23 protein-coding genes and 3 pseudogenes are annotated in these 22,451 nt (G+C 70.4%); 17 read left to right on the forward strand and 9 right to left on the reverse strand.

The window, feature by feature from the left end; all coding sequences use genetic code 11:
• Window position 1: 1 nt before the first annotated feature.
• A complete protein-coding gene (locus ACZ5CZ_RS22375; protein ID WP_385845366.1) occupies window positions 2-481 on the reverse strand; it encodes an ATP-binding protein in 480 nt (159 codons plus the stop codon).
• Between the two features lie 158 nt (window positions 482-639).
• Between ACZ5CZ_RS22375 and ACZ5CZ_RS22380 the strand changes: the two genes are divergently transcribed.
• A complete protein-coding gene (locus tag ACZ5CZ_RS22380; RefSeq protein ID WP_385845367.1) occupies window positions 640-1,017 on the forward strand; it encodes an STAS domain-containing protein in 378 nt (125 codons plus the stop codon).
• Between the two features lie 418 nt (window positions 1,018-1,435).
• On the forward strand, window positions 1,436-1,738 hold the full coding sequence (locus tag ACZ5CZ_RS22385; RefSeq protein WP_468945347.1) for a phosphatase PAP2 family protein: 303 nt from the start codon (window positions 1,436-1,438) through the stop codon (window positions 1,736-1,738).
• Window positions 1,739-1,771: 33 nt separating this feature from the next.
• Here the strand turns inward: ACZ5CZ_RS22385 and ACZ5CZ_RS22390 are convergent, their stop codons facing one another.
• Both ACZ5CZ_RS22390 and ACZ5CZ_RS22395 read right to left on the reverse strand, forming a co-directional pair.
• Window positions 1,772-1,984 (reverse strand): hypothetical protein, encoded by a 213-nt coding sequence (locus ACZ5CZ_RS22390; RefSeq protein WP_385845369.1) that lies wholly within the window; start codon window positions 1,982-1,984, stop codon window positions 1,772-1,774.
• Complete coding sequence (locus ACZ5CZ_RS22395; RefSeq protein WP_468945350.1) at window positions 1,981-2,514, reverse strand: hypothetical protein; 534 nt, start codon at window positions 2,512-2,514, stop codon at window positions 1,981-1,983. The genes ACZ5CZ_RS22390 and ACZ5CZ_RS22395 overlap by 4 nt, the downstream gene beginning before the upstream one ends.
• 165 nt (window positions 2,515-2,679) lie before the next feature.
• Between ACZ5CZ_RS22395 and ACZ5CZ_RS22400 the strand changes: the two genes are divergently transcribed.
• The 6 genes from ACZ5CZ_RS22400 to ACZ5CZ_RS22425 all read left to right on the forward strand — a co-directional run bounded on the left by ACZ5CZ_RS22400 (window position 2,680) and on the right by ACZ5CZ_RS22425 (window position 8,820).
• Window positions 2,680-3,321: a hypothetical protein gene (locus ACZ5CZ_RS22400; RefSeq protein ID WP_385845372.1), complete on the forward strand. Its 642-nt coding sequence runs from the start codon at window positions 2,680-2,682 to the stop codon at window positions 3,319-3,321.
• Window positions 3,322-3,502: 181 nt separating this feature from the next.
• A complete protein-coding gene (locus ACZ5CZ_RS22405) occupies window positions 3,503-4,456 on the forward strand; it encodes a potassium channel family protein (RefSeq protein WP_385845374.1) in 954 nt (317 codons plus the stop codon).
• A gap of 572 nt (window positions 4,457-5,028) precedes the next feature.
• Window positions 5,029-5,967, forward strand: a complete 939-nt coding sequence (locus ACZ5CZ_RS22410) for an ATP-binding cassette domain-containing protein (RefSeq protein ID WP_468945354.1) — start codon at window positions 5,029-5,031, stop codon at window positions 5,965-5,967.
• On the forward strand, window positions 5,964-6,821 hold the full coding sequence (locus ACZ5CZ_RS22415; protein WP_468945356.1) for an ABC transporter permease: 858 nt from the start codon (window positions 5,964-5,966) through the stop codon (window positions 6,819-6,821). The genes ACZ5CZ_RS22410 and ACZ5CZ_RS22415 overlap by 4 nt, the downstream gene beginning before the upstream one ends.
• A 35-nt stretch (window positions 6,822-6,856) precedes the next feature.
• Window positions 6,857-8,155 (forward strand): sensor histidine kinase, encoded by a 1,299-nt coding sequence (locus ACZ5CZ_RS22420; RefSeq protein ID WP_468945358.1) that lies wholly within the window; start codon window positions 6,857-6,859, stop codon window positions 8,153-8,155.
• The gene (locus ACZ5CZ_RS22425) at window positions 8,152-8,820 is read left to right on the forward strand and encodes a response regulator (protein WP_385845379.1); all 669 of its coding nucleotides are present in this window, start codon (window positions 8,152-8,154) and stop codon (window positions 8,818-8,820) included. The genes ACZ5CZ_RS22420 and ACZ5CZ_RS22425 overlap by 4 nt, the downstream gene beginning before the upstream one ends.
• 654 nt (window positions 8,821-9,474) lie before the next feature.
• Here ACZ5CZ_RS22425 and ACZ5CZ_RS22430 read toward each other — a convergent pair.
• Window positions 9,475-10,311, reverse strand: coding sequence for a helix-turn-helix transcriptional regulator (locus ACZ5CZ_RS22430; RefSeq protein ID WP_468945360.1), 837 nt, complete (start codon window positions 10,309-10,311; stop codon window positions 9,475-9,477).
• Window positions 10,312-10,636: 325 nt separating this feature from the next.
• Between ACZ5CZ_RS22430 and ACZ5CZ_RS22435 the strand changes: the two genes are divergently transcribed.
• Entirely contained in the window at window positions 10,637-11,806 is a 1,170-nt protein-coding gene (locus ACZ5CZ_RS22435; RefSeq protein WP_385845381.1) for an MFS transporter, read from the forward strand.
• 250 nt (window positions 11,807-12,056) lie between these two features.
• Here ACZ5CZ_RS22435 and ACZ5CZ_RS22440 read toward each other — a convergent pair whose 3' ends face one another.
• Complete coding sequence (locus tag ACZ5CZ_RS22440) at window positions 12,057-12,884, reverse strand: class I SAM-dependent methyltransferase (RefSeq protein WP_385845382.1); 828 nt, start codon at window positions 12,882-12,884, stop codon at window positions 12,057-12,059.
• A gap of 216 nt (window positions 12,885-13,100) precedes the next feature.
• On the opposite strand from ACZ5CZ_RS22440, the gene ACZ5CZ_RS22445 reads away from it, so the two are divergent.
• From ACZ5CZ_RS22445 to ACZ5CZ_RS22460, 4 genes and pseudogenes are all read left to right on the forward strand, one after another.
• Window positions 13,101-13,784 carry a VC0807 family protein gene (locus ACZ5CZ_RS22445; protein WP_468945363.1) on the forward strand — a complete coding sequence of 228 codons (684 nt, stop codon included), beginning with the start codon at window positions 13,101-13,103 and terminating at the stop codon, window positions 13,782-13,784.
• A 66-nt stretch (window positions 13,785-13,850) separates the two neighbouring features.
• Window positions 13,851-14,171: pseudogene (locus ACZ5CZ_RS22450) on the forward strand (TcmI family type II polyketide cyclase).
• Between the two features lie 182 nt (window positions 14,172-14,353).
• Window positions 14,354-14,911: a PadR family transcriptional regulator gene (locus ACZ5CZ_RS22455; RefSeq protein WP_468945366.1), complete on the forward strand. Its 558-nt coding sequence runs from the start codon at window positions 14,354-14,356 to the stop codon at window positions 14,909-14,911.
• Between the two features lie 78 nt (window positions 14,912-14,989).
• Window positions 14,990-16,711, forward strand: a complete 1,722-nt coding sequence (locus tag ACZ5CZ_RS22460; RefSeq protein ID WP_468945368.1) for an acyl-CoA dehydrogenase family protein — start codon at window positions 14,990-14,992, stop codon at window positions 16,709-16,711.
• 322 nt (window positions 16,712-17,033) lie between these two features.
• Here the strand turns inward: ACZ5CZ_RS22460 and ACZ5CZ_RS22465 are convergent, their stop codons facing one another.
• On the reverse strand, window positions 17,034-18,239 hold the full coding sequence (locus ACZ5CZ_RS22465) for a cytochrome P450 (RefSeq protein ID WP_468945370.1): 1,206 nt from the start codon (window positions 18,237-18,239) through the stop codon (window positions 17,034-17,036).
• Window positions 18,240-18,461: 222 nt separating this feature from the next.
• Between ACZ5CZ_RS22465 and ACZ5CZ_RS22470 the strand changes: the two are divergent.
• Window positions 18,462-18,728, forward strand: a pseudogene (locus ACZ5CZ_RS22470) (FAD-dependent monooxygenase); the annotation flags it as partial.
• A gap of 61 nt (window positions 18,729-18,789) precedes the next feature.
• Complete coding sequence (locus ACZ5CZ_RS22475; RefSeq protein ID WP_468945431.1) at window positions 18,790-19,137, forward strand: hypothetical protein; 348 nt, start codon at window positions 18,790-18,792, stop codon at window positions 19,135-19,137.
• 238 nt (window positions 19,138-19,375) lie between these two features.
• On the opposite strand, the pseudogene ACZ5CZ_RS22480 reads toward ACZ5CZ_RS22475, so the two are convergent.
• Window positions 19,376-19,753, reverse strand: a pseudogene (locus ACZ5CZ_RS22480) (helix-turn-helix domain-containing protein); the annotation flags it as partial.
• 110 nt (window positions 19,754-19,863) lie between these two features.
• Here ACZ5CZ_RS22480 and ACZ5CZ_RS22485 point away from each other — a divergent pair.
• Window positions 19,864-20,331 carry an AbfB domain-containing protein gene (locus ACZ5CZ_RS22485; RefSeq protein WP_385845391.1) on the forward strand — a complete coding sequence of 156 codons (468 nt, stop codon included), beginning with the start codon at window positions 19,864-19,866 and terminating at the stop codon, window positions 20,329-20,331.
• Window positions 20,332-20,540: 209 nt separating this feature from the next.
• Here ACZ5CZ_RS22485 and ACZ5CZ_RS22490 read toward each other — a convergent pair whose 3' ends face one another.
• Window positions 20,541-21,008 (reverse strand): RICIN domain-containing protein, encoded by a 468-nt coding sequence (locus tag ACZ5CZ_RS22490; protein WP_385845392.1) that lies wholly within the window; start codon window positions 21,006-21,008, stop codon window positions 20,541-20,543.
• 274 nt (window positions 21,009-21,282) lie between these two features.
• Between ACZ5CZ_RS22490 and ACZ5CZ_RS22495 the strand changes: the two genes are divergently transcribed.
• A complete protein-coding gene (locus ACZ5CZ_RS22495; protein WP_468945374.1) occupies window positions 21,283-21,432 on the forward strand; it encodes a hypothetical protein in 150 nt (49 codons plus the stop codon).
• Window positions 21,433-21,968: 536 nt separating this feature from the next.
• Here ACZ5CZ_RS22495 and ACZ5CZ_RS22500 read toward each other — a convergent pair.
• Window positions 21,969-22,385, reverse strand: a complete 417-nt coding sequence (locus tag ACZ5CZ_RS22500) for a hypothetical protein (protein ID WP_385845395.1) — start codon at window positions 22,383-22,385, stop codon at window positions 21,969-21,971.
• Between the last annotated feature and the right edge of the window lie 66 nt (window positions 22,386-22,451).

Raw genomic sequence — 22,451 nt, forward strand, 5'->3', positions numbered from 1 at the left:
TCTACAGGGGCTGGCGTCCGGAGATGGCGCCGCCCGGGTCGTCGGCCAGGGCGAGGCGGGCGGTGATGCGTTTGCCGACCGGTTCGCGCTGCGCTTCGAAGCCCTGGGCGACGGCCATGACGATCTCCAGGCCGTGTTGGCCGACCCGGCCGGCGTCTGTAGCGCGGGCGACCGGCAGCACCGGGTCGGAGTCCCACACGACGACCTCGATCATGTCACCGATGATCTTCAGGTCCAGCAGCACCGGGCCAGGGGCGTACTTGCGGGCGTTGGTGACCAGTTCGCTGACCACCAGCTGGGTGAGGTCCATGGCACGCTGCGAGACGGGCAGGCCGTGCTCGGCCTGGACCCGGGTGAGGAAGCCGGCGGCCAGGTGGCGGGCGTGGGCGATGTCCGTGCCGTCTCCGACCAGGGCCACGCTGGTCTGGATGACCGGCCTGCCCGGCGCCGCGCCGCCTGCCGGCGCCGGGTCTGATTCCATCACAACCGCCATTCGCTCCCCCGTTCACACAATCCCCCAGCGCGTACCCGCGCCGTCGCGGATCACGCCATGCCCTTTCTGTCGGATCGGCCACACACCGGCACCGCTCCTACCGGGCGGCACTGCGCGTGAGGGTCTGCGTGTGCCAGGATCACGGCATGTCTGAGGCAGAGATGACGGGCACGGAACACGCTGGGCAGGCCGGCCAGCTGTCGGTCGTGACCACCGCCACCGACGGCATCCGCGTGCTGACCCTGGCCGGAGAGATCGACCACCACACCGGCGACACACTCCGTCAGGCCCTGGACGCCTCCAGCACTCCCCGCCCCCGCATCGTGGTGGACATGCGCCAGGTCACCTTCATGGACTCCAGCGGCATCAACATCCTCATCGCCGCTCACCGGGCCCTCAGCGAGGCCGGCGGCTGGCTGCGTCTGGCCGCACCCGGCGAGTCCGTGATGCGCACCATCAGCATCGTCGGCGTCGACGCCGTCATCGACTGCCGCGCAACACTCCGCCAAGCCCTCACCATCTGACCTGCGACCGGTCCTCGACTATCGATCAGGCGCAGGCATGGGTGCGCGGCCGAGAAGACGTCCCTACCCCAGACGCGGCGGGAGCGCCTGTAAGGGATCTGCGGGAGGGTCCGCTGCGGGAGCCCCACCGCGACGGACGCGTGAACTGGTGAGCACGGGATACCAGCAGGTCATGAGGTTGCTGGCCGCAGTGCACGAGAGGGACCGCCGTCTGACCAAGCGAATGGCTTCCTGGCGGGAACCGACGCTTCACCGCACGCTGTCGGCGGTGGAGGAAACGGCGGAGAGCACCAAGTTGTGGTGCGGTGCCGCGGCGGTGATGGTCTGGGCCGGCGGGTGGAGGGGCCGTAAGGCGGCGGTAGCCGGTCTGGCGGCTCTCACCTTGGCGGAGCTGGTGTCCAATGGTGTGTGCAAGCAGGTGAGTGACAGGCCGCGGCCACCCAAGGAATGGATCCCTCACGACGAGGTCGAGGACCGGCCCGATTCCTCGTCGTTCCCCTCCGGGCACACCGCGGCAGCTGTGGCCTTCACCGCAGGGGTCGCCCCCTCCTGGCCGCTGGCCGCTACGGTCTGCGCGGTGCCGGCCGCCCCGGTGACCGTGGAGCGGGTGCAGTCCGGCGCCCACTACCCCAGTGACGTCGCCGCCGGCGCCGCCATCGGCCTCGTCAGCGCCTGGCTGGTCAGGCGCCTGCCGCAGCTGGCCCTGCGTATGTGGCGGTGACACGAGCGGGACGTTCCGCGTGCGGGCCCGCGGTCAGGCGGCGGGCCGCCGCCGGCTGGTCTGCGGACGCGTCAGAGAGCCTTGCCTGCCGCCCTCGATGAGACGCAGGTGCCGGGTACGGGCGTGGCGGGGTGGCCGCGGGGTGCGCGACAGCCAGTCCTCGACACGGTCCATGCCGTACAGCAGTACAGCCACAACCGGCAGTAGCAGGCAGGCGACGATGACCACGGTCTCGGGCTCCCTCACGGCAGACAACCGTGAACGGGTGCCCGGGCCGCACCCGGCCAACGCCTGACAGGGCCGCCGGACACCCGGGGGCGGTGAGGTAGATGTCGGTGTCGTGCGCGGCCGGCAGGACCGGCTTGCCGGAGATGACGGTGGCGAGCAGGAACAGGACGGGCAGGAAGGTCGTCGTCCACCATGGCTTCCTCCAGGACCAGCTGCAGACTGGCCGCAAGGCGGGTCAGCGGGGCGCGCGGGCGGACCCCGGCCGCATCCAGGACCGCCGGCGCGGTCGTCTGGATGGCGATCCCGCCGAGGATGTTGCCGACCGCGACATCGAGCTGGCCGGCCATCGCCGCACTCACCGTGATCGCGACCTCGGACAGGTTCGTCGCGATCGCCAGCAGGCAGACCACCCAGCGCGCTGCCCAGGTGAAGCCGTTCGACGAGCGGACGCACCCCCGGGCAGCGAAAGTCGGCTCGCGCGGCCGGCAGGCACCCGGCCGGGCGGTGTCCTTCCCGCACAGGCACGGCCCGCGTGCTTCGGGGTACATGCTGGGAGTGCGCGGCGCCCGGCACGGCAGAAGGTGTGCGAGGCGCCGTTGGCACGGTCCGTTGCGGCAACGACCGGAAGGCCGGGTGGGATGGCACGTACGCGGGCGGAAGCCAGTGCCCGGCATCCGCGGCATGAGCGCAGAGGGGAGGCACGGCTTCCGGCGGTGCTCGCGACCCTCGCCGCGATCGCCCTGTACCTGGTGCTGCCGCAGCGGCTGCTGATCGCTCCCCGGTACGTCCTGCCCGCCCTGGAATGCCTGCTGCTCATCCCGCTCATCGCCATCAACCCCAAACGGCTGACCCGGCAGACGAAGACGTTCCGCGTGCTGTCGCTGACGCTCGTGGGCGTCATCGCGGTCAGCAACCTCGTGGCGCTGGCCATCCTGATCCACGAACTGGTGTACGCCGGAGTGAAGGACGGCCGGTCCCTGCTGGTGGCCGCGCTACAGGTCTGGCTCACCAACATCATCGTCTTCGGGCTGGCCTACTGGGAGCTGGACCGGGGCGGTCCGGTCAGCCGCACCCAGGCGCCCCGCTCCGCCCTGCCCCTGGCGGACTTCCGTTTCTCCCAGGATGAGAACGACGACGCCGTCCAGGAAGTCGCCGACGGCGCGAGTGCCACCTCGGACTGGGTCCCCACCCTGATGGACTACCTGTACGTGTCCACCACCAACTCCACCGCCTTCAGCCCGACCGACACCATGCCGCTGTCGACCCGTGCCAAGATCCTGATGGCCATCCAGAGCATCTCCGCGCTCCTGACCTCGCTCCTCGTGATCGCGCGGGCCGTCAGCATCCTGCACTGAACAGGCCCCTTTCGCCCCCTTCGCGTCCACCCGGCGTACGTCCACCGCGCATCCGGCGTACCCCGCCCACCCCCACGGCGCCGCACCGCTTCCGTGTTGCTCCCCGATGCCCGGCGAGGACACTGAAGACAAAGGCGAAGGGTCAGGAGGCGCTGTGTGGCCGCCACGCACAGGCCGGCGGGTGCTCCTGGCGGCGTTCGCCCTCCTGGCGCTGCTCGTAGCCGGCGTCGGCGGGTATGCGCTGCTCGGGTTCTCGCTGCCCGACGCCGTCTACATGACGGTGATGACGCTGACCACGGAAGGGTTCTCCGGCGCCGACCGGCTCACCGAGGCCGGCAAGCTCTTCACCGCCGCGCTGGCGGTGGTGGGGGTCGCGGTCTTCGTCGCGGCCCTGGGGCTGATCGGGACAGCACTGGTGGAGGGGCGGTTCGGGCCCGCGGGAAGGAGGCGGCGCATGCAGCACCGCATCGACACGCTGCGCGACCACTTCATCGTCTGCGCCTACGGGCGGGTCGGCCAGGCCGTGGCCCGCGAGTTCGAGGCCGAGGGCGTCCCCTTCGTCGTCATCGAGAGCAAGGCCGCCCTGGAAGAGCAGCTGCAGCGTGAGCGCGCGCCCTACCTGATCGGCAACGCCGCCTCCGAGCAGGTGCTGCGCCGCGCGGGCATCACGCACGCCCGCGGCCTGGTCTGCGCGGTCGACTCGGACGCCGAGAACGTCTACATCACCCTGATCGCCCACTCCCTCAACCCCTCGCTCGCCATCGTCTCGCGCGCCTCGGAGGCGGCGTCGGCCGAACGCCTCACCCACGCCGGCGCGAGGAGCGTGGTCTCTCCCTACATCACCAGCGGCCGGCGGATGGCTCTGCTGGCCGTCCGCCCGCACGTGGTGGACTTCCTGGAGTTCACCCGGGCCGGTAGCTCCGACGTCCGGATCGAGGAGATCCGCTTCGATGCCGGCTCCCACCTCGTGGGCCGGCCCCTGCGACAGGCTTGCGGCGGAGCGCTGCCCCTGCTGATCCGCCGCGCCGACGGCGCCCTGGAACCCAACCCCGATCCCGAGACCGCCGTGCAGGCCGGCGACACCATGATCGTGTTCGGTGACCCCGGCGCCCTGCGACCCATCGAAGACGAGTAGGTGAAGTGCAGGTGCGCGCGAAGCTCGCCGGCCTCCTCGGCGAGGAGTACGAGGTGCAGTGGCGTGACTGCCGTACGGCGTCTGCGGCGAAGCAGGCCGCCATCGCCACGCGCACGGAGTCCAGGGACGGCCGGTACGAGCTGGAGATGGCTCGGCGCCGTCCTGCCCGCCGTCGTCGACCACGAGGTCTACGTCGGCGCCCTTCGCCAGCTCATCCGCGCCGCCGCGGACCCCGGACGGCATCCGAGGGAATGTAGGCAGGCCAGCTCACCGCCGAAGTCGAAGCGGGCGGGCCGCGCGCCTCCCCCTGACCGTTGTGCGCGAGCGGCCCCGCGCCATCATCGACCGCTACAAGCCGGCCTGACCCACAGGCTCGGCAAGCCCCCCGGCTCAGCCCGGCCGCAGCACAGCACCACAGGCGCGCCGTGCGCACCGCCGGGTCGTAGTACCCCGGTACCACCTGACCGGTGGTGTTCAGCCCCCTGGTACCACCGGAAACGGCAGGTCACGGCCCTAGCGTGAGAAGGGAGGCGTCGGGCGTCCGGGCGCCGGGTCCGAGGGAGAGAACGCGAATGATCGAGGCACAGCAGCTCACCAAGAGGTACGGGGAGAAGACAGCCGTCGACGGGCTGGATTTCACCGTGAAGCCGGGCACGGTGACCGGATTCCTGGGTCCCAACGGTGCGGGCAAGTCCACGACGATGCGCATGATCGTCGGACTGGACACGCCGACCGGCGGCTCCGTGACGGTGAACGGGCAGCGCTACGCCCGCCACAAGGCGCCGTTGCAGGAGGTGGGCGCGCTGCTGGAGGCGAAGTCGGTCCACCCCGGCCGCTCGGCCCACAACCACCTGCGTGCCCTGGCGCTCACCCATGGCATCCCGCGCCGCCGGGTCGACGAGGTCGTCGAACTCGCCGGTCTCGGCAGCGTCGCGAAGAAGCGGGCCGGTGCCTTCTCGCTCGGCATGGGCCAGCGGCTGGGCATCGCGGCCGCCCTGCTCGGCGACCCGCAGACCGTGATGCTGGACGAACCCGTCAACGGACTGGATCCCGAGGGCGTCCTGTGGATCCGCAACCTGCTCACCTCCCTCGCGGCCGAGGGACGCACGGTCTTCGTCTCCTCGCATCTGATGAGCGAGGTGGCGCTGGTGGCCGATCACCTCATCGTCGTCGGACGGGGGCGGCTGCTGGCCGACACCACCGTGCAGGACCTGGTCCGCGAGGCCGGCGGCGACACCGTGCGCGTCGCGACGAACGACCCCGCGCGACTGCGGGACGTGCTGGCGGGGCCGGGCGTGGAGATCACCGGGCGCATCGGCTCGGAGGAACTGCAGGTGACCGGCGTCCCCGCTCGGGAGATCGGCCTGAAGGCGGCCGAGCACGGCATCCCCCTGTTCGAGCTCACCACCAAGGCGGTGTCGCTCGAGGAGGCGTTCATGGAACTGACCCGGGACGCCGTGGAGTACCACGGCTCCACGACCGGCACTGAGACCTCCGGGAGCGCGGCATGAGCACCCTCACGGCAACTCCGAAGACCCCTGAGACCCCCGAGACCGCCCCGGCCGCGTCACGGCCCGTCCACCGGGTGACCGGACGGCGCGTGCTGGCCTCGGAGTGGGCCAAGCTCTGGTCCCTGCGCTCCACCTGGATCACCCTCGGCCTGGGCCTGGTGTTCCTCGTGGCCTTCGGCGTCATCGCCGCGAGCCACTACAAGTCCAATCTCGGCTCCGGCCGTCACATGGACCGCGACTTCGCCACCGCGACCGCCGCGAGCCTGTCCCTCTTCGGCACGAACTTCGCCCAGCTCGCCCTCGGTGTGCTCGGCGTTCTGGTCACGGCGGGTGAGTACTCCACCGGCATGATCCGCTCGACGCTGGCCGCCGTGCCGCGCCGACTGCCCGTGCTGTGGTCCAAGGCGGCGGTGTACGGGCTGGTCGCGCTGGTGATCGCGACCGTGGGCGCGTTCGTCGCCTTCCTCATCGGCAGCCGGATCGTCTCCGGCACGCCCGCCGCCATGGGCCTCGGCCACGCCGGCGTCGTCCGCAGTCTGCTGGGCGCCGGGCTGTACCTGGGCTTGGTCGGGGTGATCGGCACCGCCCTGGGCGCGCTGCTGCGGTCGGTGGCCGGTGGCATCTCGGTCCTGGTGGCCGCGCTCATGCTCGTCCCCGGGCTGGTCTCCCTGCTGCCCAGCTCCTGGCAGGGCGACATCAGCCCCTACCTCCCCAGCAACGCGGGCGAGTCGATCTTCGCCCTGACCCATGACTCGACCACCTTGTCACCGGGCGCCGGGCTGCTGGTCTTCCTCGGCTGGACGGCGCTGGCGCTGGCCGGTGCGGCGTACCGGCTGCTGCGCAGCGACGTCTGAGCGGCAGCCACCCGCATCATGGTCCGGTGACCTCCATGACCACCGAAGATCTCAGCGGAACGGGACAGCTGGTCGCCCGGCTCGGCCGGGCCGGCCAGCGGTTCCGGCATGCCGACCGGGCGCGACCGTGGGTGCTGGACAGCGCGGTGGTGGCCGGGGTCTTCCTGCTGTTCTGTCTGCCGGACCTCCTGCACGCGATGGGCGTGACCGGCGGGGACGGTGACGGCGACGGCCCGCACCGCCTCCGCGGCGTGTTCACCCGGTTGCCGGTGACGGGCATGCTCGCCCTGCAGGCCGGGCTGGTGCTGCCCCTGCTGTGGCGCCGCCGGGCGCCCGCGGTCGCCTTCGGCGCCGTCGCCGCGGTGTTCGTCCTCCAGTGGTCCCTCGGCGCCGCCCTCCGTGCGGACGTCGCCCTCTTCGTCGCCTTGTACAGCCTCGCCCTGCACGGCCGGCTGCGGCAGCTGCCCTGGGCCTGCGCGATCAGCGCGGGCGTGCTGGGCCTGGTCGCGGCGCGGGTGTCGGCAGCGGTGTCGGTCGGGGACGCACTGTTCTTCCTGCTCAGCACGGCGACCGCGGCCCTCGCACTCGGCCTGGTGATCCGCATCCGGCGGGCCCAGCTGGCCGGGCTGCGAGACCGCGCGGCTCGGCTGGAGATCGAACGCGACCAGCGCGGCAGACTCGCCGTCGCCGCCGAACGGGCCCGGGTGGCTCGGGAGATGCACGACATCGTCGGGCACAACCTGTCCGTCATCATCACCCTCGCCGACGCCGGGGCCTACGCCGCCGGCGTCGCTCCGGAACGGGGCAAGGAGGCGCTGCACCTCATCGGGGACACCGGCCGCCAGGCCCTGGGCGAACTGCGCCGGGTGCTCGGCGTCCTGCGCGAGGCCGACGGTCCGCCGGCCGAGCCCGAGCTGAGCCCGCAGCCCGGTCTTACGGACATCGACGCGCTGTGCGAGGGAGTGCGCGCCGCCGGCCTGGAGGTCGTCTACCGTACGGCCGGAGACATCGACGCCCTGGACAGCGGGGTGCAGCTCACGGTCTACCGCATCGTGCAGGAGGCCCTGACGAACACCCTGAAACACGCCGGGACCGGGGCGCGTGCGAACGTGGCGATCGTCCTGGAGGACACCCGGCTGACCGTCACCGTCCAGGACACCGGCCCGCCCGTCCCGGCCGGCCGCCCGCGTACCGCGAACGAGGAAGGACACGGCCTGGTGGGCATGCGAGAACGAGCGGCGCTCTACGGAGGGCACGTCAGCGCGAACCCCGCGGGCGCCGGCTGGACGGTGCGGGCCGACCTCGACCTCACCCCCCAGGACGGTGCCCGGTGACCACCGTGCTGATCGTGGACGACCAGCCGCTCCAAAGGTACGGCTTCCGCATGCTGCTGGACTCCGTGCCCGAGACGGACGTGGTCGGTGAAGCCGGGCACGGAGCGGAGGCGGTGCGCATGGCGGCCGAGCTGCGTCCCGACGTCGTCCTCATGGACGTACGAATGCCCGGCATGGACGGCATCGAGGCCACCCGCCGGATTGTCGCCGCCGGCGATCGCTCCCGCGTCCTCGTCCTGACCACCTTCGACATCGACGAGTACGTGTACGCGGCCCTGCGCGCCGGAGCCAGCGGGTTCCTCCTCAAGGACGCCCGCCCCGAAGAACTCCTCGCCGGCATCCGGGCCGTGGCGGTGGGCGACGCGGTGATCGCACCCGCTCTCACCCGCCGCCTGCTGCACGAGTTCGCCCGTCTCGTACCCTCCGGAGGCAACGGCTCTGCGGAGAATCCACGCTTGGCCTCCCTCACCGACCGCGAACGAGAGATCCTCGTGGCCATCGGCAAGGGCTGGTCCAACGGCGAGATCGCCACGCGCTTCGTCCTGTCGGAGTCCACGGTGAAGACGCATGTCGGCCGCGTCCTGTCCAAGATCGGCGCCCGCGACCGCATCCAAGCGGTGATCTTCGCCTACGACCACGGCCTGGCCCGACCTCAGGTGGGCTGAGCCCACGACACCAGCGACGGACCAGCCTCCTCGGACAGGGGTGGTCCGTGTGCACTCCTCCGCCTGACGGCTGCAATCGCGGGATCTGCTGGGCCGCTGATGAAGGCCGATGTGCTCCAGGGCGCCGGCGAACTGGTCAGCGGTGGCCCGAGGGCGGGCGGCGTACGCGCGTACGGCGTCGGCGGCCGTGGGGTCCAGCTGCTGCCGGGCGGTGTCGGCGGCGGTGGCCGGCGTTCGCTCATCGAGGGCTCTGCAGGGCGCGGAACGGGCGGGTCTCACCACGGTGTCGCCGCATCCTGGCGGCCCGGGCCCACTCCGGCGGAACTCGCGGGGGCAGCTCCAGCGGCGCCTAGCGCTCAGGCGATGACGTTGTTCACGTGAGGAACGCCAGCGTCCCGACGGCCTGCCCGTGGTGTGCTGGTTGCCCGCTCGGCCACCTCGTGGCGCTCACGCATTTCGGCGATGTCCGGGTGCCTCTCCATCTGCGGCTCGAGGCGCTTCACCAGGCGCTCGGCACGCGAGCGCAGGGCGTCTGAGGACGCCGGTGAGGACACAAAGGCGGCGAGGAAGGGCAGCCTGCGTGCCGCAACGCGCGGCCGGCACACCGAGGTGAGCCCCGCGGGTCCGGGTCCCGGAACGTCCGGGACCGCGGGCTCACTCGCTTGCCTGCAGACGGCGCAGGGCTACCTCGGAGTCCTGGTCGTCGGGCAGGTAGGCCAGGAAGTGGTGGCCGGGCTCGTCCACAGCGGCCAGTTTCACGTACTGGAGGCGCAATTCGCCTACGGCGGGATGCCGGAAACGACGGACCGAGGGCTCGAATCCGGCTGTCTCCCGGCGCTCGTACCAGCGGGCCGCGTCACCGTCCGACAGCAGCTCGCCGATCAGTTCGGCGAACCGGGGATCGTTCGGCCGGTGAGCGGCCCGTGACCGGAACTGGCCGAGCAGGGCGCGGGCCTCGTGTTCCCAGTCGGCGAGCAGGGTGCGCGCCGGCGGCCAGCGGAACACCAGCCAGAGGAGGTTGCGCTGCTTGGGGTGCAGCCGCGCCGGATCGGTCAGCAGGGCGGCATACCCGGCGTTCCACGCCAGCAGGTCCCAGTGCGGGTCGAGGACCACGGCCGGGTGGGGTGTCATGGCCTGCACCAGACCGAGCAGGTTGCGTGACACCCAGGTGGGAGCATCGGCGGGCGGCCTGCTCTCCTCCAAGAACGACAGCACGTGCGCGGTTTCCGCGGCGTCCAGTCGCAGCACCCGTGACACCGCGCGCAGCACCTGCTCCGAGGTACGCACCCGGCCCTGTTCCAGCCACGTGTACCAGGAGACGCTGATGGCGGCGAGTTCCGCGACCTCGGCCCGCCGCAGCCCCGGGGTCCGGCGCCCCGGGGCCTCCGGCAGGCCCACGTCCTTCGGTTTCAGCCGCTCACGGCGGGACCGCAAAAAGGCCCCCAGTTCACGGCGGGGGGGCTCGCCCGACGGCATGAGGAGGGCGCTCACCGTCCACCATGCCGGCGACCGGCCCCGGCCGGCGGTGCACCGTGGTCCGCAAAGGGCGAGGTCCAGGTCTCCCGGGGGGACGGCCTGCCGCGCGTCATCGTGCCTCTCCTCAGGACAACGGGCGTCCGCCCGAACGCGGCCGCTCTCTTGTGATGCTGCCGTCACCAGCGGCGATGCCGAAGCGGCAGGCTGTGAGTGATGGTAATAGCCAGCGGTCTGTGCGCCGCACGGCCCGGTGCTGAACTGGTGACAGACCGCGTCCGCCCAGGAGCGGTTCTCTGTCACCCGTTCTCGTCGAACCCTTCAGGAAGGGAGCGGCCACCCCGTGACCACCACCGCGTCGACACCGGTGACGACCTTGCCGGCGTCCTCTCTGCGCCTGCTGCGCACCGCTGGATTCGTCAGCAATTTCGACCGCTTCTGCATCGCACCCATGCTGGTTCTCATCGGTCCGCAGCTCGGAGCTCCGCTTCCCACGGTGGTGCTGGCTGCGAGCGGCTACTACCTCGCCTACGGGCTGATGCAGCCGGTGTGGGGAGTGGCCAGCGACCGCCGGGGCCGTGTGTGGGTGATGCGGGTGTCGCTGGCGGGCGCGGCACCGGCCGCCTTTGCCTCGGCCCTCGCTCCCGACGCCCCTGTGCTGATCGGGGCCCGCGCCCTGGCCGGGACCTTCTTCGCCGCCTCCATCGCCGCCTCGTTGACGTACGTCGGTGACACAGTGCCGGCCGCGACACGCCAGCGCCCCCTCAGTCAGCTGATGACCGCGTTCGCGCTCGGCACCGCCGTGGCCACGGTCGTCGCCGGAGCGCTGGCGCATTACCTCACCTGGCGGCTGGTGTTCGCGCTGCCCGGTGTCCTCGCCGCCTATCTGTCGGTGGTCCTGCGTCGTCTGCCTGAGCCCGAGCGGGTCCGCTCCGGATCACTGCTGGCGCCCTTCCGCGTGGTCCTGTCCTCCCGGTGGCAGTGGTTCGTCATGACCGTGGCGATGCTGGAGGGAGCAGTGCTTCTCGGCTTTCTGACCTACCTGGCCCCGGCCCTGGAGGCGCACGGAGTTCCCACCACCTTGGCCGGCGCGGTCGCGGCCCTGTACGGGGTCGGTTCCATGGCGGCGGCGCAGGTGGTCAAACGGCTCGTCGGACAGTGGTCGCCGGTGCGCCTGATCGTGGCCGGTGGGGTGCAGATGGCTCTGGCGTACCTCCTCGCCGGCTACAGCCAGTCCACCGGGGCGCTCGTCGTGGTCGCGCTGCTCCTCGGGGGCGGCTGGTCCTTCATGCACTCCACGATCCAGTCATGGGCGACGGCCCTGTCCCCGACGGCCCGCGCAACGGGCGTGGCCCTGTTCGGCGTAGCCCTCTACGTGGGCAGCGCCGGGGCCACCGGACTGGCGGCCTCCACAGCTCAAGCGCACGACTACCGCCCCCTGTTCTGGCTGGCGGCGCTCCTGACCGTGCCCCTGACAGTGGCCGCGGCGGCGGGCCGGGCCCGCTACCGCTGAGGGCGCCTCGTCTACGTGCCCGCGCAGCCCACGGGTCCCCAAGCCCGGCGCAGCCGCTGGGCACCGGCGTTCATCCGGGAGCCCGCCGGGAATACACCGAAGCCCGGTCGGCTCGCCCCAAGTCCGCCGAACATGAGCTCGGCGTGTGCTTGAGGGCCGACCTGATGCGCACACAAGGAACCGGCACCGGCGCCTGACAGGGGCAAGCGTGCGTGCTGCTCGCACGGTACGGCTGCCGGGGGACGGGGGCTCAACGAACGGCCAGCAGGCTGTACAGAAGGGGGATCCGCGGCTCGGGCAACCGCCACCAGCCGGCGTCCGTACGGACCATCCGCGGCCAGCGCGGCCAGGGAAGCTCGTCGCTCTCCCGCAGTCGCCGGACGCCCATTCCCGCATCCGTCAACGCGTTCACGACCTCACCGATGCCGTGCATCCACTCGTAACTGTCCGTGGCGCCCTCGACGGCCGGGCCGTCGGTGTAGGTGTAGGTGGCATCCCGATGCACCGGACCGGAGCCGCCCAAGTAGTCGTGGCGCAGCAGCAACTCCGGCCCCTCACCCGGACCAGGTGTCGGGCCGAGCGCGTTGAGCAGCGGGTGGAACTCCACGACGTACAACCGCCCGCCCGGCCGCAGCAGCCTGGCCACGACGTCCGCCCACCGATCGAGGTCCGGCAGGTAGCACAGGGCGCCCTTGCCGGTGTAGACGACGTCGAATTGCCGGCCCTCGAGCGCCGTCACGGCGTCGTACACGTTGGCCTGGACGTAGGTGACGTCGAGGCCCGACTTCGCGGCGAGGTCCCGCGCGGCCGTCACGGACGCCGCCGAGAAGTCCAGGCCGACAGCCCGGGCGCCACGCCGGGCGAGGGCGAGCGTCTCCGTGCCGAGGTGGCACTGGAGGTGCAGCACATCCCGGCCGGACAACTCGCCGAGGTCCTCCCACTCGAACGCGGCGAACCAGCGCTCCGGATGCAGGTCCGCGTCCAGGCCGTAGAACCGGCTGGTGACGTGGACCGGAGTGCGGGCGTCCCAGTTCGCCTGGTTGGCGCGCATCAGCCGCGCGTGCTCGGCAGAGGTCATGAGGACATCCAACCGCGCCCGGGCCGTGCGCGGGGGAGGAAAACCGGAAATGCCCGGACCGGTGCCGCTCCGGACACGAGGCCATGCCACGTGGCTGAGCCCCCGTGTCTGCGCTCGACGCCGCCGTCGTAGGGATGACACAGCCGCCTCGCCCGGACATGGAGACTGTGTGTCTGTGAGTCACTACCCTGGCTCTTCTGGCGACTGGAGGACGCCATGACCGCGCACAAGGTGGTCTCCGGGGCATCGCCGCGGCCGAGCGGGCGACGCCTGCTGCTCGGTGTCGTCTGGGACATCGTGGTCCCGATCGCGTTGTACTACGGCCTGCGTGCTACCGGCGTCAGCGTCTTCGTCGCGCTGCTGGCCGGTGCCTTCGTGCCGGCGCTCACCACGGTGGTGCAGTGGCTGCGCACCCGCAGCCTGGAGGGCATGGCGGGCTTCGTCGCCGGGACCATGTTGCTCGGCATCGCAGCCGCGCTGGTCAGCGGCAGCCCCCGGTTCATGCTGGCCAAGGACGGGTGGCTGACCGGCGTGGCCGGGCTCTGGTTCCTGATCTCGATCGGGGCCCGGCGCCCGCTGCTCTTCCACGGCGGCCGCCCTCTGTTGGAGGGGCGGTTCCGATCCGACGGCACGTCCTGGGATGTGCTGTGGGAACGCGAGCCGGCCTTCCGGCGGATCTGGCGGGTCTCGACTGCGATCTGGGGCGTGGCGATGCTGCTCGACGCCGTCGTGCGGGTCGTGATGGCCTACACCCTGCCTATGGACCTGGTGCCCGGCCTCGGCGCACTGCTCTGGCCGGTCACGCTGGTGCTGCTGCAACTGGTCAACGGCGTCTACTACGAGCTGGCCGGGCTCTGGCGGCTGACCGCCGGCACGACCACGAACTCGCCGGAAGGCTGAGCGCCCGCCTGCCGCGGTTCAACCACGCTGCCCGGCTCACCCGAGCCGTCGACGCCGCCCGCTCATGTGAGGCCGCCGGCCCCGCCCTGGCCACCGACCCCCGACGTCGCCAAGGTGTTCGCCGAGTCCGACCGGGGCGAGCTGCCGCACCTCGTCGATGTGGTGCGGCGCAGCCTCTTCCAGTTCGGCGATGTGTAGATGCACCTCATCGAGTCCGAGCGCGAGCCCGGCCCGGCCATCGCCAAGGTCACCTCGCACCCCGAGTTCCAGGACGTCGGCGAGCGGCTCTCGGCGTACGTCAGCGCCTACGCCCCGGAGACCTGGCGGTCCCCGAAGGACGCCATGGCGCAGCGCTTCTACCTCTGGGAGCGCGACACCCGCGGCTGAACCCGCCCTCCGGACACCGGTGCCGGGCCCGCACACCGCCGGCGCCGAGCACGCCCGGCCGGGTTGCCACCCTCCCCCGGCACGCCGCCGTCGGCGATGATCTGCGCGCTCTGCCCCCGGGTGAGCCGTGTCTCACCGCGACAACGTTGCTATGCAACGAGGTGCATAGCAAGATCGAGGGCATGGCGCTCGAGCATGCGATCCTCGTTTCCCTGCTGGAGAAGCCGGGCTCAGGCTATGAGCTGGCCCGGCGGTTCGAACGGTCCATCGGGTACTTCTGGACCGCCACTCACCAGCAGATCTACCGTGTGCTCAAGCGCATGGAGAGCGACGGCTGGGTCGACGTCCGCGACGTCCCGCAGTACGGGCGTCCGGACAAGAAGGAATACTCCGTTGCGGGACCCGGACGGGACGCGCTCTCCGCGTGGCTCCACGACCCGACCGAACCCGAGAGTGTCCGGCACGACCTGGCGGTGAAGATCCGGGGTGCCGCCTTCGACGACCCGGCCGGCCTGATCCACGAGGTCGAGCGGCACCGGCAGGCGCACATGGACCGCCTCGCCCACTACCTCGCGGGCGAGGCCCGTGACTTCGGGGACCCCGGCGCGGACGGTCCGCTCGACGCCGAACGGAAACTCCAGCACGTCGTGCTGCGGGGCGGTATCGCGTACGAACGCATGATGATCGCCTGGCTCGACGACGTCCTCACCACCCTGGCCCGCTTCGACGTCGAACACTGACCTGCCGAGCGGGCCTTCACCGGGACCCTGACCGTGCCCGGCCCCACCCTCATCCATCCCAGCCGAAAGGCGGCATCCGTGACCGACGCGCTGCTCTTCAACCCGCGCACCTACGACCCCGCGCACTTCGACCCGGAGACCCGCAGGCTGCTGCGCACCACCGTCGACTGGTTCGAAGAGCGGGGCAAGCGCCGGCTGACCGAGGACTACCGCAACCGCGCCTGGCTCGGCGACTTCCTCGCCTTCGCCGCCAAGGAAAATCTCTTCGCGACCTTCCTCACCCCGGCCGCCGCCGCAGGGGGCGAGGCCGACAAGCGCTGGGACACCGCCCGCATCGCCGCCCTCAACGAGATACTCGGCTTCTACGGCCTCGACTACTGGTACGCCTGGCAGGTCACCATCCTGGGCCTCGGCCCCGTCTGGCAGAGCGACAATCCCGCCGCCCGGGCCCGTGCCGCCGAACTGCTCTCCCAGGGCGAAGTGTTCGCCTTCGGCCTGTCCGAAAAGGCCCACGGCGCCGACATCTACTCCACCGACATGCTGCTGGAGCCCGACGGCAACGGCGGCTTCCGGGCGAACGGCTCCAAGTACTACATCGGCAACGGCAACGCCGCCGGCCTTGTCTCCGTCTTCGGCCGGCGCACCGACATCGAAGGCCCCGACGGCTACGTCTTCTTCGCCGCCGACAGCCGTCACCCCTCGTATCACCTGGTCAAGAACGTCGTCGACTCGTCGAAGTACGTCAGCGAGTTCCGCCTCGAGGACTACCCCGTAACGCCGGAGGACGTGCTGCACACCGGCCGTGCCGCCTTCGACGCCGCCCTGAACACCGTCAACGTCGGCAAGTTCAACCTGTGCACCGCCTCGATCGGCATCTGCGAGCACGCGATGTACGAGGCCGTCACCCACGCGCAGAACCGGATCCTCTACGGCCGCCCCGTCACCGCCTTCCCGCACGTGCGGCGCGAGCTGACCGACGCCTACGTCCGGCTGGTCGGCATGAAGCTGTTCAGCGACCGTGCCGTCGACTACTTCCGCAGCGCGGGTCCCGACGACCGCCGCTACCTCCTCTTCAACCCGATGACGAAGATGAAGGTGACCACCGAGGGCGAGAAGGTCATCGACCTGATGTGGGACGTCATCGCCGCCAAGGGCTTCGAGAAGGACAACTACTTCGCCCAGGCCGCCGTCGAGATCCGCAGCCTGCCGAAGCTGGAGGGCACCGTCCACGTCAACCTGGCTCTGATCCTCAAGTTCATGCGGAACCACCTCCTCGACCCTGTCGCCTACGAGCCCGTCCCGACCCGTCTCGACGCGGCCGACGACGACTTCCTCTTCCGGCAGGGGCCGGCCCGCGGCCTGGGATCGGTACGCTTCCACGACTGGCGGCCGGCTTTCGACGCGTACGCCCACCTGCCCAACGTCGCCCGGTTCCGCGAACAGGCCGACGCGCTCTGCGAGTTCGTGCGCACCGCCGCGCCCGGCGAGGAGCAGAGCCGGGACCTCGACCTCCTCCTCGCCGTCGGCCAGCTCTTCGCACTCGTCGTCCACGGACAGCTGGTCCTGGAGCAGGCGGCCCTGGCAGGCCTCGACGAGGACGTGCTCGACGAGCTGTTCGCCGTCCTCGTACGGGACTTCTCCGCGCACGCCGTCGAACTGCACGGCAAGGACTCGGCGACCGAGGAGCAGCAGTCCTGGGCACTCGGTGCCGTCCGGCGCCCGGCGGTCGACGAGGCGCGTTCGGAGCGTGTCTGGCGCCGCGTCGAGGCACTGTCCGGGGCGTACGAGATGATGCCCTGAGGCCCCGACGATACCTCCGACCGCTTCGCGGAGTACGGCGCTGGCCGCCGTACTCCGCGAGCTCTCGGCCGGTCAGTGTGCCGCGGTTTGGCCGAAGGCCGACGGGTTCACGGCGACTGATCGTTTCACACATGCCGCTTCGTCCGGATGAGCCCCGCGAGGAGGAGCTCCAGTTGCTGAGCCGCACCTTAGGCTGCCCCTGCGGGTGATCGAGGAAGCCGTCCAGGCCCGTCAGCGCCCCAAGCGGGAGCGCTGGGCCGACGTGCCGGCGGTCGCGGTCGAGACGCTGTGGTTCGCGCCTGCCGTCGGAGACGACGGCGGGTCACCAGGCGACAGGGAGCTGGAGGGGGAAGCGCCGGATGGTTGCGGTGTCCCAGCGAAGTTCGTGGGCGGGTACGGCAAGGTGCAGGCGGGGGAAGCGGGTGAGGAGGGCGTTGATCGCGATGTGGAGTTCGGCCAGTGCAAGGGCTGTGGCGGGGCAGTGGTGTCCGCCCCAGCCGAATGCCATGTGAGGGTGGGCAGGACGGTGGGGGTCGAGTACGTCGGGGTGAGGGAAGACAGCAGGGTCGCGGTTCGCAGTCAGGTATGACACGTGCACGTAGTCGCCGGCGCGGATGCGGCTGCCGCAGATTTCCACGTCCTCAAGGGCCAGACGGGGGATGCCGACGCCTTTGCGGAACGGCAGGTAGCGCAGGAGTTCGTCCAGGGTGGGCGGCAGGTCCTCGCGGTGGTGCAGCAGGTGTTCCCATTGCCCCGGGCGGGTCAGCAGGGTATAGGCGATGTTGCTGATCTGGCAGGTGGCGGTGTCGTTGCCGCTGAGGATGAGCGTCAGCGCCAGGACGGCCGCCTCCTGGTCGCTCAACGGGGCCTCGTCGTCCGGGCCGGGGGCGGTCAGCTGGCTGACGAGGTCGTCCCCCGGCGCTGTGCGTCGCTCCGCGACCAGGGCGGTGAAGTAGTCGCGCAGGTGCGCTTTGGCGGCTGCGGCCGCCTGCTGTGCCGTCGGTGAGGTGGCCAGCATCTGCTGGGTGTGATGCAGCAACTCGGCCCGGTCGGCATCGGGCACGTCCAGCAGTTCGCAGATGGTGTGTCCTGGCAGACGCGCAGAGAGGTGGTGGGCGAGGTCGGTCGGCGGCCCGTGCTCGGCCATCTCCTCCAGCAGGCGGCCGGCCACGCGCTCGATGGCCGGCTTCATCCGTTCGACATTCGTGTGGGTGAAGGCCGCGGCGGCCGGGCGCCGCAGCCGGGTGCTGTGCGGTGGGTCCAGGACATTGATCGACTCGGCGGAGACGATCGGCTCCGGTGTAAGGCGGGGGTAGTCACGGCCGACGATGGCGGCGCGGCTCAGACGCGCGTCGGTGGTGACCTGCCGGACGCCGTCGTAACTGGTGACGAGCCAGGCCTCGCGCTCGCCGTACGGCAGACGGACGCGCGTGACGGGTCCCTGCTGCATGAGGCGGGTCAGCAGTGGATCGAAGTCGAGGCCGTCACTGAAGTCGAAAGAAGCAGAGACCGCAGGAGGAATCGCCACGGACTCGGCTGCGTCGTCGGGCCATGCGGGTGGATGGGGACGGCCGGATGGCGACACCTCCCACCCGTCGGACATATCTGGCATATGACGCATTCTGTGTCAGGTGCTGTGTATTCGCACTCCTTCCGAGCCGAAACCGACAACGCGCTGCGGGAGGCCGGCAGCCCCTTGCCGCCCATGCAGACGTGGCGCAACGGCCTGCGCGACGGCACGTGGCGGTTGATGGAACGCGATCCTGAGGCGCCCCGGTCGCGGTATCCGGTGCCGTGGCTGGTGCCGCAATGGCGCACGCAGGAGATTCTGCGGGACAGGTTCCTGGAGCTGGGCGGGACAGTGGAGTACGGCACTCGGCTGACGTCCCTGGACCAGAGCGGCCAGCAGGTGCACGCTGAGCTGACACGAGCCGACGGCAGCCGCCGGACCGTGAGCGTGCCGTGCCTCGTCGACGCCGACGGCGGACACAGCACCGTCCGCGAGACGCTCGACATCAGGATGAAGCGACGGCCTGCACGCCTCACCGCTGATTGCCCAGGAACTCGCCGAGGCCGTCGTGTGCGGCCGGTCCGGCGACCGGCTCGCCCCGTGGCGGCCCGACCGCTCGCCGATCGCGGACTGGACCAAGGAGGAAGCCGTCGAGGAAGCGCTCGTCCAGCACCGGGCGCTCGCCGCCGAATCACGGATGCGCCCGCCGCTGACCGGCGACTGGCCGGCCCGCCTGGACGACGCCTACCGCCACCAGCTCACCACCGCCTACGACCGCCTCCCCGAAGGCTTCGTGCTCCCGCCCGATCTGGCGCCCCTCGCCTACGAACACGGCCCCGCTCTCGCCACGCTGATCGACCGTCATCTCGCCCGCGCCGCACGGAGCGCAAGCCGGGCGCCCGCATCAGCAGCCTGAGAAGGCGTACGTCACGTAAGGCAAGCCGGCTCGGGCATGATCCGAAGTCGGGGGCCTGCGGCTCGGCGACCTGGACGCCTGCCGGTGGTTTTGCAGGGGTCCGGGTCGCCCCCAACCTGAACGGCACCGACGGGGACACACCGTCCGAGCCGAGGCCAGGCGTCCGGTGTTGCTGACCGGCGAGAGATCCGAACGCCTGCCCCACCAGTCACCCAGGGTTGCCTCCCCATGCCAGAGGGTAGCCAACCGTCTTGGCGGACGCGGCCACGCTGCGATCGCGGGTGGGCACCAGGGTGCCGTCGACGATGTAGACGGTGTCCTTGCGTGGCCGGCGAGATGGCCAGCAAGGGCGCCAGGTGATCGAGGGTGTGGTCAGCCGCGGACTTCGAGACCCCAACAACGGCGCCACCTGCCGCAACGTCAGGTTCGTGCGCCAGTACGTCGCCACCAGCAATACCCGGTGCTCCAGTGGCAGCCGCCCGGGACGGCCACGCTGAACGTCACCACCACGACGCCGCACCAACGCCACCCACCTGGCGATCTGCGACTCGCTCAGCCCGGAGAACGGCTCGATCCACTTCGCATCATCCGCAGAGATCACCCCACCCGTGCCCAGTCAACGCACCACCCGTCCCAGCGGTTTACGGGCAACCTCCAGGGCTCCGGGGCCGATATGCGGCTTCGCGGGGCGGGGCGCATGATGGGGCTGAGGGAAGGAGAGGCGTCATGCCCAAGCTTTCGCTGTTTTCCAACAACTTCCCGGATTTCTTCATCGTCGAACGGAGCGGCGACGTCGATATCTCCAAGATCGAAACGGATGACGACCGGCGCAACGCCACTTTCGAGTGGACCGGCCCCGCGTTGGACTTCGGCGAAACGGGACGGCTGGTGCGAGCCACTCTCCCGCTGGGCTTCTGTCTGCGGATCGACGCGCTGGAGGGGTTCCGCGTAGTCGGCAAGTTCTTCACCGGGATCATCGACCCCGACGTCGCGGAAGAGGTTCGTGAGGATTCGACTTTTGTCCTTGAAAGAGCGGAGATCGACCCGAACCAGGCCTCGTTCCGGTCCGTGCGGTTCCCCGACCGTTTCCTCCGGCACCGGGACTTCCACCTCTTCGCGGAACCGGTGAACACCCCCGGAGAGCTTCAGGACGCGTGCTTCAGGATCGCCCCGCCGCTCTCCTCGGAGGCGTGACGGGTCATCACGCCAGGGCACTGCTAGTGGCGATGGCCTACCTGACCGCGCGCCGGGCCCGCTCCCGCAAGGCGGCGTCCGCGTGGTGGGTTGCGGCGCCGCCCCGGACGAACGCGCCCACCTCTTCGTCGGCAGCTAAGGCCACGGCCACACGCGACGGCTACAGCCGAAGACAAGACCTCCTTCAGAGTACGCAAAGACAACCTTAATTAGTGCCACAGCTGGTAGTTGCCGCCGTTGCCGGGCAGAGCATAGACGCTGCCGCTGGCGTTGCTGTCCAGGTAGTAGCCGGTGGCCTTGTTCCGCAGGCGCCAACCGTTGCCCTGCCACTCCTCGTACCAGCGCTCGTAATCGTTGTTGGGCTTGCAGTTCTCCATGTAAACGCTATTGTCCCAGTAAGCGGTCAGGCACACGTTGGAGACCCCGTACGGCGTTTCGATATAGCTGCCGTCGGACTGCTGGAAATCGCTCCAGTCATAAGGCCCGTTGTACCAGGTGTGGTCGTGCGTCTCGACCGCCGATTCCGTGCTGGGCTCGTAGACCAGGTACTTCCCGGTGGCATCGTCACTCCAGGTGACCTTCGGGGCCGAAGCGTGCGCTGCGGGCGAGCTCAAAATCGTGCTGGCTGCGACGGCCGTGACTGCGACTACGAGCCGCGATATGTGCTTCTTCATCATGTCCTCTCATGTGAACAGGGCGGCGGCAGCGTATCCAAGATCAAGTGCTCAGTGCTACCGCTGTACCGATGTTCCCCGCGTCGGGCGAAGGCGGGCGAGTTCGGGGGCTCGCCGGCCACCGCCCACCGCCGGTTCACGGCCTGGACGAAGGCGGGGGTATGGCGGCGGCTGCGGGCACGGTTCCGCAAGATCACCCTTGCCTGGGCCGACGGCGGCTACACGGGGTTTGTGGTGCTGCCGAGACGGCGGGTGGTGGAACGAACTCTGGGGGCTGTTGCGTTCACGGCGCCTGGTGCGTGACTTCGAGACGCTGCCCACCAGCAGCGAGGCGTTCATCCGCTTCTCGGCGAGCATGCTCATGGCCCGCCGTCTGGCCCGCCCGGTCAACTCCCCGCCGCAGGACCGGACGACGCTCGCCGCATGAACCGGCCCGACGGCGACGCCCCCCGGCTCGACCAGCCGTTTCGCCCTGGACCGCGCTCCCTCGATCTTCGCCGGCACCAGCGGCAGATCCAACCGGGCCACCAGCTCCTTCGCCGACACCCGCTCGCCGTCACCCGGTTCGGCCTGGACCAGCTCAACGATCGGCAGGGGCAGGGGCATCCGTCTCCCCGGCCGGCATGGCCAGGGCATCAGCGAGTGAACTCAACGGCCGCGTCCGGAAAGACAACGGCTACGACGACTTGTGTGGGTGTTGATCGGGCCGCTGCTGCCGCCCTGGCCGCAGAAGGCGCCCGGGCCGAAGCCGGTGGACGGCCGGCTGTGCCTGGCATCTTGTACGTGCTCTCCAACGACGTGAGCCGGCAACTGCTGCTACGGGAGCCGGGGTTCGGTTCCGTCAGACCTGCTGGCGTCGGCTGGGCCGGTGGCATGAGGCCGGCGTCTTCGACCAGTTGCACCGCCTCCTGCTTGCCGAGCTGCACGCGGCCGGCGAGCTGGACTGATCTCGCGTCGAGACAATCAGCCACCTATAGGATGGACCGTACCGGTGAGAGCGGTCAGCGATGCTGTGAAGTCGTTGAAGTCCAAGTCGCCAAAGGAATCATCCCATCGGCCTTCCGTACCTTGTACCTGACCACGCGACGCCGTCCAGGGGAGTCCGCCGGAAGGGGCGCCCCGCTTGTGCCAACCGGCAACCGCAATCTCCTGATCGAAGGTTTCCTCTCCGACACCAAACGTATTCGGGCGACTGAAGTTGCCTATCTGTTCCGTCTGGCGTACTCCGTTGATGTAGACAATGCCAGCCTGTTCCCAGTCCGAGTTTCCACCCGCGAAGAGGATTGCGGTCGAGAACGGGAGCACCGTACCGATACGTTGAAGTGTCTGGTTGTTGATGGGCTGATTCGTGCCATCAGGAGCGTGAAGGTCCTCGAACATGGCCCCACCTCTCTACGCGGCGGATCCCCTCTTTAAGCGTAGCCTCGGTTGGTCAGGGTTGCTGAA

The organism is Streptomyces sp. NPDC031418 (assembly GCF_055581605.1).